Here is a 15,851-nt window from a genome sequence, read left to right on the forward strand (position 1 = left end):
CCTCATCCCCCAGGGACACGTATGACCATCAGCCCCGAGGTGACCTCGGCGTCCGAGGCGACCGATCCGGTCCAGGCCCTCCCCTCCGCCACGCTCGGCGGGGACAGCAAGCGGTCCATCGAGCAGATCACGCTGCTCCTGTTCATCACGGTGCCGTTCGCGGCGCTGGTGGCGGCGGTGCCGCTGGCCTGGGGCTGGGGGGTGAGCTGGCTGGACCTGGGGCTGATGACGGCGATGTACTTCATCGGTTGCCACGGGATCACGATCGGTTTCCACCGGTACTTCACGCACGGATCGTTCAAGGCGAAGCGTCCGCTGCGGATCGCGCTGGCGATCATGGGGTCGCTGGCGGTGGAGGGGCCGCTGGTGCGGTGGGTGGCGGATCACCGCAAGCACCACAAGTTCTCCGACGCGGAGGGCGACCCGCATTCGCCGTGGCGGTTCGGGGAGACGGTCCCGGCGCTGATGAAGGGCCTGTGGTGGGCGCACATCGGCTGGATGTTCGACGAGGAGCAGACGCCGCAGCACAAGTACGCGCCGGATCTGATCAAGGACCCGGCGATCCGCCGGATCTCGCGCCAGTTCGTGCTGTGGACGCTCGTGTCGCTGGCGATCCCGCCGGTGGTGGGCGGTCTGGTGACGTGGTCGTGGTGGGGCGCGTTCACGGCGTTCTTCTGGGGCTCGCTGGTGCGGGTGGCGCTGCTGCACCACGTGACGTGGTCGATCAACTCGATCTGCCACGCGGTGGGCAAGCGCCCGTTCAAGTCGCGGGACCGCTCGGGGAACGTGTGGTGGCTGGCGGTGCTGTCGTGCGGCGAGTCGTGGCACAACCTGCACCACGCGGACCCGACGTCGGCCCGGCACGGCGTGCTGAAGGGGCAGGTCGACTCCAGCGCCCGGCTGATCCGCTGGTTCGAGCAGGCGGGCTGGGCGTACGACGTGCGGTGGCCGGCGCAGTCCCGTATCGACGCCCGGCGCCAGGCCGAGCCCGCCGACGCGGCATGATGGACGACGTGGCGATCGACGGCAGTTCCAGCAGCAGCGGAGAGCAGAAGCCCCGGCGTGGCCGCCGGGTCAGGATGACGGGCGCGGAGCGCCGGGAGCAGCTTCTGGACATCGGCCGGACGCTCTTCGCGGAGAAGGGCTTCGAGGGCACGTCGGTGGAGGAGATCGCGGCGAAGGCCGGGGTGTCGAAGCCGGTGGTGTACGAGCACTTCGGCGGCAAGGAGGGGCTGTACGCGGTCGTCGTCGACCGGGAGATGCGGCAGCTGCTGGACGGGGTGACGGGGGCGCTGACCGCCGGCCACCCGCGGGAACTGCTCGAACAGGCGGCCTTCGCCCTGCTCGACTACATCGAGAACTACACCGACGGGTTCCGGATCCTGGTCCGGGACTCGCCGGTGGCGCAGTCGACGGGCACGTTCGCGTCGCTGATCAGCGACATCGCCACGCAGGTGGAGGACATCCTGGGCCTGGAGTTCAAGGCCCGCGGCTTCGACCCGAAGCTGGCCCCCCTCTACGCCCAGGCCCTGGTCGGCAGCGTGGCGCTGACCGGCCAGTGGTGGCTGGACGTCCGCAAGCCGAAGAAGGCGGAGGTGGCGGCGCACCTGGTGAACCTGGCGTGGCACGGCCTGGACGGGCTGGAGCAGAAGCCGCGGCTGATAGGGCATCGGAAGAGCTGAAGGCCGGGCCTCGGCGGCGGGCCCGCGGGGCGGCCCGGTACGCGCGTGACCGGGCCCGCGGACCGGCCCGCCACCGGACGGTGGCGGGCCGGTGTGGTGTGGGACCCGTCTGCGGGTGGCACGGAGCGTGGGGCGCGCGCGACGGGGTGCGTCAGCTGATGGACTTGATGGTGTGCCAGCCGCCATTGCCCACCTCGATGGACGGGCCGTCGATCGGGCCGTGGATGTCGTTGCCACCCTGGTAGAACCTCAGGGTGCCCTCCCGGGTGGTGGCCCACATGTCGGCGGTTCCGTTGCCGTCGGCGTCGGCGGCGCCGGCGATCAGGGGGCGGTTGGCCGCTGTGTAGCCGTACCCGAACTGGGTCCGCGCGTCGTAGTTCTTCCCGCCGGGCGTTCCGTAGTGGAGGTGCACCCCGCCGTCCTCGGGGTCACGGACCAGCAGGTCGACATTGCCGTCCTTGTCGGCGTCCCCGGCGGGGCTGAAGGTCACCAGGGCGGACCAGCCGTATCCGAGGAAGGTGGCCGGGGAGACGGCCGGCTTGGCGGCACTGGTGCCGTTGTAGAGGGAGAGCCCGTAGTTGTAGAAGGCGAGGAGGTCCGGGTGCCCGTCGCGGTTGACATCGCCGGGAGCGATGATGCGCGTGGCGGTGTTCAGGGTGGTGAGCTTGATGCGGGTGCCGAGGGTGCCGTTGCCGAGGTTGGGGTAGACCCAGAGGTCACCGGCAACGACGGCGACGAGGTCTTCCTTGCGGTCGCCGGTCCAGTCGCCGCGGTGGGCCACTGAGGCGCCGCTCCAGCCGCCGGTGCCGATCTGGATGCGCGCCCCGAGCCCGCCGGTGCCGAGACCGGGGTACAGCCACAGCCCGCCGGCGTCGTCGATGGCCACGAGGTCGGGCTTGCCGTCACCGGTCATGTCGCCGGGAACGGCGGGAAGCGCGCTCTTGTCGAGCTGGATCCGCGGCGTGGTGGCGCCGGTGTACGTGATCGGCCGGCCGTCCTTCTTGAGCATCGCCTCGAGTTGGTCGACGCTCAGGTGGGGGTAGGTCTGCCGCAGCACGGCGAAGGCTCCGGCCACGTGGGGCGTGGCCATGGAGGTGCCGTTGCTCGGGGCGTAGCCGCCGCCGGGAACTGAGGAGACGATGCTCGTGCCGGGGGCCATGAGGTCCACCAGCGGTCCGCGGTTCGTGAAGGCGGCGAGCTGGTCGTCGTCGCTGGTCGCGCCCACCGTGATCGCGGAGGAGATGCAGCCGGGTGCGGTGACGGCGTCGGTGAAGCTGTTGTTCCCGGCGGCGGCGACCGTGGCGACGCCGGCGGCGCGCAGGGCGTCCACCACGGGCTTGCGACGGTCCTCGGCGCAGGCCGTGGCGTAGCGTCCGCCGCCCAGGCTCAGGTTGACCGCGGCGACGTTGGTCCCGGCCTTCTTCAACGCCAGGATCTTCTCGAGGGCCTTGACCTGGGAGCTCATGAAGCTGCCCACGCAGGGGGCCACTCCGGCGCAGAACTCCTCGGAGTCGAACTTGGAGAACACCTGGACGGCGATGATGTCGGCGCCGGGCGCGACACCGCGTCGGGGCGCGCCGGTGAGGCCCGCGCCGTTGCCGGCGACGATGCCGGCGACGTGGGTTCCGTGGGAGCAGTCGACACCCGGGGTGGCGCAGGGGCCGCTTTCAGCGTCGGCGCTGCCGGGTCCCTCCTGGGCGGCGGCACCGGTGGGGCACAAGCTGCTGGAGCCGGCGACGGGGTCGTTGTCGGAGAAGCAGAGTTCGGTCTTCACCCGGCCGGCGAGGAAGGGGTGGTTGACGGCGACGCCCGTGTCGAGGACCGCGACGGAGGTGCCGGCGCCCGTCTTCCCGGCGGCGAAGGTCCGGTCGCTGCCGATCTTGACGGTGGACTGGTCCAGCGCGGGCTTCTCCGCGACGTCCTCGGTGACGCTGACGACGCCCGGCTTGGCATTCAGTGCCTCGAGGCCCGCCCTGTCCACCCGGAGGGTGGTCATCGGCAGCGTGTCGTACGAGACGAGGGTCTGGCCGGTCTCGGCGACGGAATCAAGTTCGCTCCGCTGGGTGGTGACGACGTTGACGCGGACGGTGCCGCCGTTCTGCGTCTCGTCGAACAGCGGCGGGTCGACCGGGCCGCTGCCCTCGGCGGCGGAGGCGGTTCCGGCCAGCGGGCCGGCGCCCACCGGGGTCACGCTGACCACCAGGACTGCCGCTGCGGCGGCGACCACGCCGCCTATGCGTCTCTTCACTTGCTTGCTCCAGGAATGTGTAACAGGTGCGGGCGGGCACCGGGACGGAAGAAAGGGCCGGAGAAGACGGCTTCGGCGACCGGGGCGGGGCCCACGCGACATGAGGGCCGGCCGGAGGGAGAGGGCCGGGCGCGGAGAGGTTCCGCACCCGGACCCGTCATGCCTGGGCACACCGGTTCGGCCGGTGCGCCATGCGGCTGATGCCCCTGCTGCGCAGGACTGAGCCCTTACCTCGTGGCGTCGGCCCCGTTCTTCGGATCGCCGCCCCACCGCTTGCTGCTCACAGCCTTGTAGTACAACCACGCGTTGTTGTGGCACTTCCAACGCGTGCCCCACCAGTAGGCCTTGCAGCTGTGGGTCTTCATCGTGGTGTGGAAGGCGTTGTCGACGTTCGACTTCTTGCTGCGGTCGAGGTAGTACGGGTAGCTCTTGTACGTGTTGCCGATGAGGCCGTAGCCGTAGTCGTGCATGTCGCACGCGGCTCGGAAGTTGTAGCCGTTGGGCCGGTGGATGTTGGGACCGGGGGTGCTGCAACCGTCACCGTTGACACCCATGACGCGCTTGCCGGTCGGTGTCCACTTGTAGGTCGGGGACTTCCAGCCGTAGTGCGCGACCCACGAGGCACAGCCCCTCTTGAGGTACCACAGCCAGTCCGTCGCGGCGGAGCAGTAGCGGGGATTGGCCTGCGTGTCGGTGATCTCTCCGTCGACGAAGTCCGTCGGCGACGGGCCGCTGGCGGCCGGGTCGTTGATCCCGGGCGCACCCTCGATCGGCTCGTCCGCGGCCGGACGCTCGGGACCGGCCGGTTCGACGTTCGGGGAAGTGGCGCCGGCCGGGAACGAAAGGTCCCACTCGCCATTGGACGGCGAAGTGACGTCAGAGACCCGCCCGGTGGTGTCGTAGTCGTACGCAGACACCGTGTCGATACCCGCGACCGGATTTGCCACTGAACGGAGCAGGCCGGAGGCGTCGTACGAGTACCGGGCGAGCGTCTGCACCGTGGCGCCGTCGGTCAGGGTGATCTCCCTGGCACGGCCCGCGAACTCACCGTGGCTCGTGCTGGTGGCCGTCGTGGTGGTCGAGTACTTGACCGTCAGGAGCCGAGAGGTGGTCTCCCCGATCTCGCTGTCCTTGACGGTGGAGACCCGGCCCGCGCTGTCGTACGTGATGGTGGAGAGGGCGTTGTTGGAGACACTGCCCAGACCGGTGACGCGCCAGCTATCGGCTCCGGGACCCACCTGCTTCCATGTGTAGGACGGCGTCAGGTCGTTGTAGTTGGTCGGAGTGTCGGCGTCGGTGTCGGTGTCGGTGTCGGTGTCAGCGGACGGGTCCGAGTCCGGCACGGATGCGGCCACGTTGGTGGTCTCGGTGCCGGTGGATACCATCGTGCCCGTAGTCGCGTTGAACCGAGTGGTCTCGGTGAAGGTATCGCCCTCGGGAGTCGCGTACTTCCGGACCCACCCGCCGTCCGGGTAGTCGAGGGCGCTCTTCAGCGTGTAGGTGACCGGGGCGTTCATGGTGAGGTCGGTGATGACGACCGTGTCACCCTTCAGCTCCAGCTTGCGGTTGAGCTGGCCCCCCACGAACTCGGCTTCCCAACCCGGGCCGAAGACGCCCATGTCCTTGCGTGACGCGGGCGCGGACTCCGGCCTCGAGACGCCGTCCGGGTGGACGGACACCGTGTGGCTGCGGCCCATCAGGCCGACCGTCACATCAGACTCGTAGATTTCGAAGGACTGGTCCGCGGTCGAGTAGATACCGGGACCGACTTCCCGGAGTTCACCCTCCGCCAGAGGCGGATCGACGGTCGCGGTTCCCGCAGCGGGCAGGGCCGCCACGGGCCCCGCCCAAGCCAGCTCCTGCGGGAGCAGCAGGGACAGGGACGTCACCGCCAATACGGGAAGCGCACTTCTTCTGCGCACGAGTTCCCCCCTCGTGAAGAAAATGTGAAGATCCAAATGGATCGAGGGGGACGCTAGGTCCAGTAGGTGGTGCAGCGCAAGTGCTGTTTGACTAACTACGGTTGGGCATTTGATCGCGCCCGAAGCGCTGCCGAACTCTCGCTCGCTTCACATGAGTACGCGTACTCATGTGAAGGCCGGACGCCTGCCGGAAGCTGTCCGTATGACACACGCCCCCACGCTCAGCGGCCCGCTCGCCCGATGCGGACGCGCCCTCACGGTCGCCGCCATCGCCTCCCTGGCCCTCGCCGGCTGCGGAGGGCAGGACGGACCGGGCCGGGGCTCCGACTCAAAGGCGGGGGCCACATCGCCACCTGCCGGCCAGGCGGCGTTCGCGGCGATGCTCGACGCTGTCACCCGGCCGTGTCCTCCGCCCGGCGGGGGCCCCGTCGGCTCGCAACCGGCCGGTCCGCAGGGGCAGCAGAGCCTCGCCCCGGGCGAGACTCCCCCTACCGAGCCGTTCGAACCTGTCGCTCCGACCGGGCCCGTGACGGTGCTGAACGCCCGCGACTGGTGCGCGAGCGTCCAGCACGAACAGCGCGTCATCGAGGCGCTACAGGAGGTCTCGAGGCCCACTCCCACAAGCGTTCGCAAAACTCTCAACGGCCTCGGATACATCGACGCGCGCATCCACGACCTCGTGCAGGACGGCGCGATCACGCGCTTCCACCTCGATCTGCGCGAGAGCGGCGGCCGGCTCTGCGAGAGGGGCACGGCGGCGGGTGAGGCGACGGAGATGACCCCATGCGTGGCCCCCGCCACCGGAGCGTTCACGGTGGAGACGACCGGGGAGCCGTCTTCCTGAAGCCTCGGCATGCTCGCGGTCGAGCACGGTGGAGGGGACGGCTCGTGGGCGCGGAGCGGCTCGGTACGGCCTTCCGGGGACGCGGCCTCAAGGCTGACGGGCCGTGCAGCGGGAACACGCGCCCCGCACCGGAACCCCGCTGCGGGGCGCGGCACGGAATCCGCCGGCCCGGGTGTCGGTGGGGCGGGTTACACTCACGCTCACATCCGAGTGGATGTTCGCCCCTCGTGCGCCGGAACGCGCGCGAGGGCGTCGCGAACCCGCGCGGGTCCCATCTCTTTTTCTCCGCTCCCCAGGGGGATCCTTTGCGATCCATGTTCTCCGGGCGTGGCCGCCGCGTCGCCGCGTGCACCGCCCTCGTCCTCTCCGCCGGCATGCTCCTGTCGACCCCCGCGTCGGCGGACACCCCTGCCCCGGGCGCCTCGGCCGAGAAGCACGCGCCGTCGTTCACGCCGCCGAAGCAGCTGCCGCGCCCCGGCCAGGACGGCGCCCGCGCGGGTGCCACGGCCGCCCAGGCCGGCTCCCCGCTGCTGTCGGACCTGGACGGCGACGGCATCGAGGACTTCATCTTCCGCGCGATCGACGGCGGGCTGTACACGGATGTCTCCGCGGAGGACTTCGAGCTGCACCGCTACGAGGCGGGCGTCGCGAAGGACGTCATCGCGATCGGCGACCAGGGCGGCGAGACCACCGAGCCCGAGATCCTCGTCGTCTCCGAGGACGGCACGCTGACGCTCTACCGGGACGCCGGGCCGACCGGCACCCCGTACGAGTACCGGGTGGGCGGTGGCTGGCAGGCCTACAACAAGATCACCTCGCCCGGTGACGTCAACGGCGACGGCCGCGCCGACGTCATCGCCCGCACCCTCGACGGGCAGCTCTACCTGTACCTGGCCACGGGCAACCTGGCGAAGCCCCTCGGCGGGCGCATCCTGGTGGGCGGCGGCTGGCAGGACTACGACCAGATCGTCGGCGTGGGCGACGGCAACGGCGACGGCCGCGCCGACCTGTACGCGCGCGACTTCACCGGCACGCTGTGGTGGTACGCCGGAACCGGCGTCAGCAGCAAGCCGTTCGGCACGCGCATGTCGATCGGCGCGGGCTGGGGCACGTACAACCAGATCATGCCGGCCGGCGACGGCGGCCTGCGGGCCCGCAACAACGCGGGCACGCTGTTCCTGTACACCGGCAAGGGCAACGGCCGGCTGAACGCCCTCGAGCAGGTCGGCCCGGTGGGCGGCTACGCGGGCATCGCCCAGTTCGCGAACGCCGGCAGCGTCCCGTACACCGGCAAGGACGGCGTCTTCGGGCGCGACTCCCGGGGCACGCTGTGGTGGTACGCCAACAACACCAAGGGCGGCCTCTACCCGCGCGAGGACCTCTTCGAGAGCCCGGGCCTGTTCCAGGGCCTCAACTACACGCACCTGTCGTCGATGAACCCGGACGCGTTCTCCGACATCGCCCTGGTCGAGGGCGGAGTGCTGTACATCGAGGGCGCGAAGATCGGCTCCGGCTGGGGCGTCTACAACACCCTCGTCGGTCCGGGCGACCTGAGCGGCGACGGCAAGGGCGACCTGCTGGCCCGTGACAAGACCGGCGTCCTGTACCTGTACAAGGGCAACGGGCAGGGCACCGCCCTCTCCGCGCGGATCCGCGTCGGCGCCGGCTGGGGCGCGTACAACAAGATCCTCGGCGCGGGTGACTACACCGGCGACGGCCGCACCGACCTGCTCGCCCGCACCACCGGCGGCGACCTGTACCTCTACCGGGGCACCGGCAAGGACACCGCGCCGTTCGGGGCCCGCGAGAGGATCGGCGGCGGCTGGAACACCTACAAGCACCTGGCCGCCCCCGGCGACCTCAACGCCGACGGCAAGGCCGACCTGCTCGGCGTCGCGGGCAACGGCGACCTGTACCGCTACCTGGGAACCACCCCGTCCAAGTTCTCCGACCGCTACCGCGTCGGCCCGGGCTACCAGATCTACAACACGTTCTCCTGACGCCTCCCGGCGCCCGACGGGCCCCGCACCGGATCATTCCGGTGCGGGGCCCGTCCTCGTCAGCGGGGCTTGCGGGCCACCGCGAAGACGCGGCGGAAGGGGAAGACGGTGCCGTCCGGGCCCGGGGGGTACGCCTCGCGGAGGAGGGCGCGGTACTGGGCGAGGAACGCCTCCGTCGCCTCGGGGTCGTCGGCGAGGGTGGTGAGGACCGGGCGGAGGGCCGTGCCCTTGACCCACTCCAGGACCGCGTCCTCGCCCTGGAGGAGCTGGCAGTAGACGGTCTCCCAGACGTCGGTCTCGCAGCCGAGCGCGGTGAGGCGGGCGAGGTAGTCGGCGGGGTCGAGGATGTGGACGAAGCGGCGGCCCTGGCCGTGGAGGCGGCCGCGCCACTCGGGGAGGGCGCACAGCTCGCCGAGGAGGGCGTGGCTGGGGGAGGTGAAGTTGGCGGGGACCTGGAAGGCGAGGGTGCCGCCGGGGCGGAGGCCGTCGATCCAGGCGGGGAAGGACTCGGGGTGGTTGGGGACCCACTGGAGGGCGGCGTTGGAGACGATCAGGTCGTAGGGCTCGGTGGGGGTCCAGTGGGCGGCGTCGGCGGGGCGGAAGTCGAGCCAGCCGCCGCCGGAGGTGGTGCCGGCCCAGTCCTTCTCGGCCTGCTCGAGCATCTCGGGCGACAGGTCGAAGCCGGTGATGTGCGCGTCGGGCCAGCGGTCGGCGAGGAGGGCGGTGACGTTGCCGGGGCCGCAGCCGAGGTCGGCGATGCGGGCGGGACGGCCGTGGTCGGGGAGGCGCGGTATTCGGTGGAGGAGGTCGAGGAAGGGGCGGGTGCGGTGGGGGGTGTGGCGGAGGTACTGCTCCGGATCCCACACCGGAGCGGTGACGGAGTCGACGGAATGCATGTTCGAAGCCCCCTTGCAGGCGAGAGTCAGCCAAACGGAACGAGTTCCGGCCGGGTCTCTTCCCCATGGTTGCGCGAAGTATATCTTGATATAGAGATTCTTTAAGTCAAGAAACTCGAATGCAAGAGACTTTATGTCAACAGACCGACTACACTGATCACATGGAGGACGAGGTCGACCGTCTGGTCGCTGCATGGCGCCGCGAGCGCCCGGACCTCGACGTGGAGCCGTTGGAGGTCCTCAGCCGCGTCTCCCGGCTGGCCCGGCACCTCGACCGCGCCCGCCGCCTCGCCTTCTCGGAGCACCATCTGGAGCCCTGGGAGTTCGACGTCCTCACCTCGCTGCGCCGCGCCGGAGCCCCGTACCAGCTCTCCCCCGGCCAGCTCCTCACCCAGACCCTGGTCACCTCCGGCACCATGACCAACCGCATCGACCGGCTCACCAAGAAGGGCCTGGTCGAGCGGCTGCCCGACCCCAGCGACCGGCGCGGGGTCCTGGTCCGGCTCACCCCCGAGGGGCGCGACCGCGCCGACGAGGCGCTGGCCGGGCTGCTCGCCCAGGAGCGGGCCATCCTCGCGCAGCTGTCCCGCCCGCAGCGGGCCGAACTGGCCGCGCTGCTACGCCGGCTGACCGCCCCGTTCGACAACGTTCCCGGCTAGTTCCGGCAGCGGCGCCGGGCCCACGCCCGCCCGCCGGGCCAGCGCCACCGCCGCCAGCGTCGAGTGGACGCCCAGCTTCCCCAGCACGTTCTGCATGTGCGTACGGACCGTGTGCGGGGACAGGAACAGGCGCTCCGCCACCGCCTTCCGGCCCAGCCCCGCCACCATGCAGCGCAGCACCTCCCGCTCGCGCGGGGTCAGCGACTCCACCAGCCGCTCGCTCTCCGTGCGGTGCTTCCGGTCCGCCGTCAGCTCCCGCAGCACGCCGGTGAGCAGCGCCGGCGGCAGATGCGTCTCGTCGCGCAGCACCCCCCGGACGACGGCGAGCAGCCGCTGGAGCGAGCAGTCCTTGGCGACCCAGCCGGACGCTCCGGCCTGGAGGGCGAGCGCGGCCCTGCGGGCGTCGTCCCGCTCGGCGAGGACCACCGCGCGGACCGCGGGCTGCGCCTTCCGGACCCCGGCGACCAGCGCGATCCCGTCCGCGGCGGGCTCGCCCTCCGGGGCGGGGGGTACGGGGGCGGGTCCGGCGCCCAGGTCGGCGTCGACGAGCAGCACGTCGAAGCGGCGGCCCTCCGCGATCCCCCGGTCCAGACAGCGCAGGGCGGCGGGGCCGCTGCCCGCCGCGGCCACGTCGACGTCCGGCTCGGCCGCGAGCGCGGCGGCCAGCGACTCGGCGAAGACGCGGTGGTCGTCCACCACCAGGACCCGGATTCGTGCCACGGACACCCCCAAGTGTCGAGGAGAGACCGGCGCGGTACGGCGCCGGGGGCGGGCTGTCCGGCGCACGGCCGCCGCCGTGCCCGGACTGCTACCCCGCTCCCCGGCGCCGTACCCGACGGGTCTCGCTCCCCTGAACGGCACCGGCCCCCACCGGTGCTGCCCCACAGAGTAGGGGCGGGGCGGCTCCGTGGGGGCCGATTGGCGGAAGTGTCCGAAGTCGGCCGTCCCTGCGGGGGCGGTGACTCAGAGGCGACGGTGGTTCGGAGGCGGTGGTGGCTCAGAGGCGGCGGGCTCCCGCCGCGGCGACCGCCGGGAAGACGCCCGGCTCCGCGTACCCGGCGGCGGCGAACGCCTTCCGGACCGCCGCCCCGATCTCCTCCGCCCGGTCCGCCTCGGCCAGGACGACCGCCGAGCCGCCGAAGCCGCCGCCGGTCATCCGGGCGCCGAGCGCGCCGGCCGCGGTCGCGGCCTCGACGACCAGGTCCAGTTCCGGGCAGGAGACCCGCAGGTCGTCCCGGAGCGAGGCGTGGCCCTCGGTGAGGAGCGGGCCGACCGCGCGGGTCGCGCCGGCGTCGAGCAGGGCGATCACCCGGGCCACCCGGTCGTTGTCGGTCACCACGTGCCGGACGTACCGCAGAATCGTCTCGTCGCTCAGGCGGTCGAGCGCGGCGGGCAGATGCGCGGCGTCCACGTCGCGCAGGGCGCTCACTCCGAGCGCCCGCGCACCGGCTTCGCAACCGGCGCGCCGTTCGGCGTACGCGCCGTCGCCGAGCGCGTGCTTCACGCGGGTGTCGACGACGAGCAGCGCGAGCCCCTCGGCGGCGAGGTCGAAGGGCACCTGGCGGTACGACAGGTCCCGGGTGTCCAGGTGGAGGGCGTGGCCCTTCTCGGCGCAGGCGGACGCCATCTGGTCCATGACGCCGCAGGGCACGCCGACGAAGGCGTTCTCGGCGCGCTGGGCGATCCGGGCCAGTTCGGGGCGGGTGAGGCCGAGGCCGAAGAGGTCGTTCAGGGCGAGGGCGGTGACGACCTCCAGGGCGGCCGAGGAGGAGAGGCCGGCCCCGGCCGGCACGGTGGACGTCAGGTGCACGTCGGCGCCGGTCACCGGGTGTCCGGCGGCGCGCAGCGCCCACACGACCCCGGCGGGGTAGGCGGCCCAGCCGCCGCCGGAGAGGGGTTCGAGGGCGGCCACGTCGAGCTGGACGACTCCGCCGCCGGTGTCGGCCGAGTGGACGCGCAGGACGCCGTCGTCACGGCGGGAGACGGCGGCGACGGTGGTGTGCGGGAGGGCGAGCGGGAGCACGAAGCCGTCGTTGAAGTCGGTGTACTCGCCGATCAGGTTGACCCGGCCGGGGGCGGCCCAGACCCCATCGGGCGCGGCGCCGTACAGCGCCTGGAAGCCGGCTGCGGCGCTCACGCTCCCTCCTCCTCACGGCGGCGGGCGAAGGCCCAGGCGTCGGCGACGACCTCGGCCAGGTCGGGGCGGGACGGCGTCCAGCCGAGCCGGACGCGGGCGGTCTCGGCGGAGGCGACCAGCACGGCGGGGTCGCCGGGGCGGCGGGGGGCGGCGGTCTCCGGGACGGGGTGGCCGGTGACCTGGCGGACGGTCTCGATCACCTCGCGGACGGAGAAGCCGTTGCCGTTGCCGAGGTTGCAGATCAGGTGCTCGCCGGGGGTCATCGCGTCCAGGGCCAGCAGGTGGGCCTCGGCGAGGTCGGCGACGTGGATGTAGTCGCGGACGCAGGTGCCGTCGGGGGTCGGGTAGTCGTCGCCGTAGACGGAGATCGCCTCGCGGTGGCCGAGGGCGACCTGGAGGACGAGCGGGATGAGGTGCGACTCGGGGGCGTGGCGCTCGCCGAGCCCGCCGTACGCGCCGGCGACGTTGAAGTAGCGCAGCGAGACGGCGGCGAGGCCGTGGGCGGCGCACTCGCCGCCGATCATGTGGTCGACGGCCAGCTTGCTCGCCCCGTACGGGCTGGTGGGGGCGGTCGGCGCGGTCTCGGGGATCGGCACGGTGTCCGGCTCGCCGTAGGTGGCGGCGGTCGAGGAGAAGACCAGCCGGCGGACGCCGGCGGTGCGCATGGCGGCGAGCAGCGCCATGGTGCCGCCGACGTTGTTCTCCCAGTACTTCTCCGGCCGGGCGACGGACTCGCCGACCTGGGAGAAGGCGGCGAAGTGGAGGACGCCGTCGTAGGAGGGGTCGAGCAGGCGGGCGGCGTCCTGGACGCGGCCCTCGTGGAACTCGGCGCCGTCCGGGACGCCCTCCCGGAAGCCGGTGGAGAGGTCGTCGAGGACGGTGACGCGGTGGCCGCGCTCCAGCAGGTGGGCGGCGACCACGCTGCCCACGTAGCCCGCCCCGCCGGTGACCAGGTACTTCTTCGGAGTCGTCGTCATGCGCTTGCCACCTCTCGGATGCGCCGGGCCGCGTCCTCCGGCCGGACGTCGTTCATGAAGGCGCCCATGCCGGACTCGGTGCCGGCGAGGAACTTCAGCTTGCCGGAGGCGCGCCGGACGGTGAACAGCTCCAGGTGCAGTCCGAAGTCCTCCCGCCGCTCGTCCGTGAACGGCGCCTGGTGCCAGGCGGCGATGTAGGGCGTGGGCGGCTCCGCCGGGCCGAAGATCCGGTCGAAGCGCCTCAAGAGTTCCAGATAGACCTGTGCGAATCCGGTGCGGGCGGCCTCGTCGAGGGCGAGCAGGTCGGGGACGCGGCGGGTGGGGTGGAGGTGGACCTCGTACGGCCACTTGGCGGCGTAGGGGACGAAGGCGATCCAGTCCTCGGTCTCCAGCACCACCCGTTCGGCGTCGGCGCGTTCGCGGGCGACGAGGTCGTCGAAGAGGTTCCGGCCGGTGGCGCGGCGGTGTTCGTCGGCGCGGCGGCGGGTCTGGGCCGTGCGGGGGGTGACGTACGGGAAGGCGTAGATCTGGCCGTGCGCGTGGGGCAGGGTGACGCCGATCTCGCGGCCCCGGTTCTCGAAGCAGTAGACCTGTTCGACGCCGGGGAGGGCGGAGAGCGCGGCGGTGCGGTCGGTCCAGACGTCGAGGACGAGGCGGGCGCGCTCCTCGGTGAGGTCGGCGAAGGAGGCGGTGTGGTCGTCGGTGAAGCAGACGACCTCGCAGCGGCCGACGCCGCCGGAGAGGGACGGGAAGCGGTTCTCGAAGACGGCGACCTCGTAGCTCGCCTCGGGGATCTCGCTCTCGTGCCCGTCGCGGGCCGGGCAGAGCGGGCAGGCGTCGGCCGGGGGCAGGTAGGTGCGGCTCTGCCGGTGCGAGGCGACGGCGACGTGATCGCCGGTCAGCTCGTCGTACCGGATCTCCGAGCGGGAGGTCACGGGGGTGAGGGGGCGCGGGTCGGCGGCGGCGCGGACGACGTCGTCGCGGCTGTCGTAGTAGAGGAGCTCGCGCCCGTCGGCGAGCGTGGTCACGGTCTTCTTCACGGGTGCCCTCCGGGCGCGGAACAAACAGAACCACGCACAAAGAACCACAATCAAACATCACCGTCAATGGTCCGCCCCGGCCGACCGCGCGAGGGCAGGTCAGCGCGGGGTGCGCTGGGTGGGGACGGCCCGGGACAGCAGGCCGGTCCGGGCGGCCAGGGCCGCCGCCTCCAGGCGCGAGCCGACGCCCAGCTTCATCAGGACGCGCTGCACGTGGGTGCGGGCGGTGCTCGGGGCGATGCCCATGCCGGTGGCGATCAGCCGGGTGTCCTCGCCCTCCGCGACGCGCACCAGCACCTCCACCTCCCGCCGGGTCAGCAGCCGCAGCAGGCGCTGGGCCTCGTCGTCCGGCTGCGCCGCCGGGTTCAGCAGCTCGGCGAAGGCTCCGGCGAGGAGCTGCGGCGCCACCGCCACCTCGCCCGCCCGGGCCTTCAGCAGCGCCCGCTCGACGCCCTCGATCCGCTCGTCGTGCCGCACGTATCCGGAGGCCCCGGCCGCGAAGGCCGCCGCGATCCCGCGCGGCGACGGCACCGGGCCCAGCACCACCACGGCCACCTGCGGGCGCTCCCGCTTGATGCGCGCGACCGCGTCGAAGGCACCGGGCGCGGCCGGCGCGCCCGTGCCGAAGAGGCAGACCTCCGGCGCCCGGCCCACCACGACCTCCGCCGCCCCGGCCGCCGGCGCCGCCGCCGCGAGCACCCGGTGCCCGCGCAGCTTCAGCGCCGAGGCGAGCGCCTCCGCGAGCAGGCGGTGGTCGTCCACGACCACGAGCCGAACGCCCATCCGTCCTCCCCCATCCCCCGGGCGTGCCGTCCCCGGCACCTCTGACCCGGCAAGCTACACGCTCCCCCGCCCCACACCCCGTCAACCTCCGCGCCCCGAACGGGCGATGTCTGGCATGATCACTTCACAAGCGCCGAAAGGACCCCACATGCGCATGCGACGTCGCACCGTCGCCCTGGCCGCCGCCGCGGCCGCCCTCGCCATCCCCGCCACGGCCGGCAGCGCCCAGGCCGCCGCGCCCAACAGCGAGGTGTACCTGACGACGACCTACGCCAAGGTCGTCGCCGGCTGGACCTGGCGGGCCGACCGCCTCGACCCGGTCATGATGTCCGTCCAGGACACCAACCCGGACGGCTACGCCGTCGCCTTCCGCCTGGTCACGCTCTCCGACGACCAGGGCTACCGCTACTGGGGCTACCGCTACCTGACGAGCGGCGCCGGCACCGGCGTCAACGTCACCACGTACGCCCTGACCGGCTACAGCCCCAAGGCCGCCTGGGTGGAGGTCTGCAAGTACAAGAGCGGCGCCTTCTCCGACTGCCGGAAGACGGCGACGACGTACAACCCGATCGACGACTCGGTCGTCTCCGGCGGCTGATCCCCCCGGTACGCGGAAAGGGCCTCCCCGGTGTGCCGGGGAGGCCCTTTCCGTGCGGTGGGCGG

At 72.3% G+C, this 15,851-nt stretch carries 13 protein-coding genes and 1 pseudogene; 6 read left to right on the forward strand and 8 right to left on the reverse strand.

The features are described 5' to 3' along the window. Positions 1–21 precede the first annotated feature (21 nt). Positions 22–1,005: a fatty acid desaturase gene (locus ACFVQZ_RS05125; RefSeq protein ID WP_030494700.1), complete on the forward strand. Its 984-nt coding sequence runs from the start codon at positions 22–24 to the stop codon at positions 1,003–1,005. Next, positions 1,002–1,682 carry a TetR/AcrR family transcriptional regulator gene (locus ACFVQZ_RS05130; RefSeq protein WP_081959022.1) on the forward strand — a complete coding sequence of 227 codons (681 nt, stop codon included), beginning with the start codon at positions 1,002–1,004 and terminating at the stop codon, positions 1,680–1,682. Before ACFVQZ_RS05125 ends, ACFVQZ_RS05130 begins: the two co-directional genes overlap by 4 nt. A gap of 151 nt (positions 1,683–1,833) precedes the next feature. On the opposite strand, the gene ACFVQZ_RS05135 is transcribed toward ACFVQZ_RS05130, so the two are convergent. Together ACFVQZ_RS05135 and ACFVQZ_RS05140 are read right to left on the reverse strand one after the other, a co-directional pair. Further along, complete coding sequence (locus ACFVQZ_RS05135; protein ID WP_383619777.1) at positions 1,834–3,930, reverse strand: S8 family serine peptidase; 2,097 nt, start codon at positions 3,928–3,930, stop codon at positions 1,834–1,836. A 227-nt stretch (positions 3,931–4,157) separates the two neighbouring features. Continuing rightward, positions 4,158–5,819: a phospholipase A2 gene (locus ACFVQZ_RS05140; RefSeq protein WP_383619779.1), complete on the reverse strand. Its 1,662-nt coding sequence runs from the start codon at positions 5,817–5,819 to the stop codon at positions 4,158–4,160. Between the two features lie 559 nt (positions 5,820–6,378). Between ACFVQZ_RS05140 and ACFVQZ_RS05145 the strand changes: the two genes are divergently transcribed. Both ACFVQZ_RS05145 and ACFVQZ_RS05150 read left to right on the forward strand, forming a co-directional pair. Continuing rightward, on the forward strand, positions 6,379–6,696 hold the full coding sequence (locus ACFVQZ_RS05145; protein WP_383619781.1) for a hypothetical protein: 318 nt from the start codon (positions 6,379–6,381) through the stop codon (positions 6,694–6,696). 374 nt (positions 6,697–7,070) lie between these two features. Then, a pseudogene (locus ACFVQZ_RS05150) lies at positions 7,071–8,525 on the forward strand (FG-GAP repeat domain-containing protein); the annotation flags it as partial. 230 nt (positions 8,526–8,755) lie between these two features. On the opposite strand, the gene ACFVQZ_RS05155 reads toward ACFVQZ_RS05150, so the two are convergent. Further along, positions 8,756–9,592 (reverse strand): trans-aconitate 2-methyltransferase, encoded by an 837-nt coding sequence (locus ACFVQZ_RS05155; protein WP_383619783.1) that lies wholly within the window; start codon positions 9,590–9,592, stop codon positions 8,756–8,758. A gap of 161 nt (positions 9,593–9,753) precedes the next feature. Between ACFVQZ_RS05155 and ACFVQZ_RS05160 the strand changes: the two genes are divergently transcribed. Beyond that, positions 9,754–10,251 (forward strand): MarR family winged helix-turn-helix transcriptional regulator, encoded by a 498-nt coding sequence (locus ACFVQZ_RS05160; RefSeq protein WP_383619785.1) that lies wholly within the window; start codon positions 9,754–9,756, stop codon positions 10,249–10,251. On the opposite strand, the gene ACFVQZ_RS05165 is transcribed toward ACFVQZ_RS05160, so the two are convergent. The 5 genes from ACFVQZ_RS05165 to ACFVQZ_RS05185 all read right to left on the reverse strand — a co-directional run bounded on the left by ACFVQZ_RS05165 (position 10,210) and on the right by ACFVQZ_RS05185 (position 15,188). Further along, positions 10,210–10,971: a LuxR C-terminal-related transcriptional regulator gene (locus ACFVQZ_RS05165; RefSeq protein ID WP_383619787.1), complete on the reverse strand. Its 762-nt coding sequence runs from the start codon at positions 10,969–10,971 to the stop codon at positions 10,210–10,212. The two genes, ACFVQZ_RS05160 and ACFVQZ_RS05165, sit on opposite strands and share 42 nt — an antisense overlap. 277 nt (positions 10,972–11,248) lie before the next feature. Next, complete coding sequence (galK, locus tag ACFVQZ_RS05170; RefSeq protein WP_383619789.1) at positions 11,249–12,388, reverse strand: galactokinase; 1,140 nt, start codon at positions 12,386–12,388, stop codon at positions 11,249–11,251. After that, on the reverse strand, positions 12,385–13,365 hold the full coding sequence (gene galE / locus ACFVQZ_RS05175; protein WP_383619791.1) for a UDP-glucose 4-epimerase GalE: 981 nt from the start codon (positions 13,363–13,365) through the stop codon (positions 12,385–12,387). The genes galK and galE overlap by 4 nt, the downstream gene beginning before the upstream one ends. Beyond that, positions 13,362–14,405 (reverse strand): galactose-1-phosphate uridylyltransferase, encoded by a 1,044-nt coding sequence (gene galT, locus ACFVQZ_RS05180; RefSeq protein WP_383619793.1) that lies wholly within the window; start codon positions 14,403–14,405, stop codon positions 13,362–13,364. The genes galE and galT overlap by 4 nt, the downstream gene beginning before the upstream one ends. Positions 14,406–14,504: 99 nt before the next feature. Continuing rightward, positions 14,505–15,188: a response regulator transcription factor gene (locus tag ACFVQZ_RS05185; protein WP_030494712.1), complete on the reverse strand. Its 684-nt coding sequence runs from the start codon at positions 15,186–15,188 to the stop codon at positions 14,505–14,507. Between the two features lie 148 nt (positions 15,189–15,336). On the opposite strand from ACFVQZ_RS05185, the gene ACFVQZ_RS05190 reads away from it, so the two are divergent. After that, positions 15,337–15,786 (forward strand): hypothetical protein, encoded by a 450-nt coding sequence (locus tag ACFVQZ_RS05190; protein WP_030494713.1) that lies wholly within the window; start codon positions 15,337–15,339, stop codon positions 15,784–15,786. Positions 15,787–15,851: the final 65 nt, after the last annotated feature.

It is taken from the genome of Streptomyces sp. NPDC057854, from assembly GCF_042797055.1.
In the GTDB taxonomy this organism is placed as follows: Bacteria; Actinomycetota; Actinomycetes; order Streptomycetales; family Streptomycetaceae; genus Streptomyces.

Excerpts from the sequence above, each read along its gene's own strand:
- ACFVQZ_RS05130 (WP_081959022.1), top strand. The coding sequence starts at position 1,002 with ATGATGGACGACGTGGCGATCGACGGCAGTTCCAGCAGCAGCGGAGAG.
- galE (WP_383619791.1), bottom strand. The coding sequence starts at position 13,365 with ATGACGACGACTCCGAAGAAGTACCTGGTCACCGGCGGGGCGGGCTAC.
- ACFVQZ_RS05190 (WP_030494713.1), top strand. The coding sequence starts at position 15,337 with ATGCGCATGCGACGTCGCACCGTCGCCCTGGCCGCCGCCGCGGCCGCC.
- ACFVQZ_RS05160 (WP_383619785.1), top strand. The coding sequence starts at position 9,754 with ATGGAGGACGAGGTCGACCGTCTGGTCGCTGCATGGCGCCGCGAGCGC.
- ACFVQZ_RS05185 (WP_030494712.1), bottom strand. The coding sequence starts at position 15,188 with ATGGGCGTTCGGCTCGTGGTCGTGGACGACCACCGCCTGCTCGCGGAG.
- ACFVQZ_RS05125 (WP_030494700.1), top strand. The coding sequence starts at position 22 with ATGACCATCAGCCCCGAGGTGACCTCGGCGTCCGAGGCGACCGATCCG.
- ACFVQZ_RS05155 (WP_383619783.1), bottom strand. The coding sequence starts at position 9,592 with ATGCATTCCGTCGACTCCGTCACCGCTCCGGTGTGGGATCCGGAGCAG.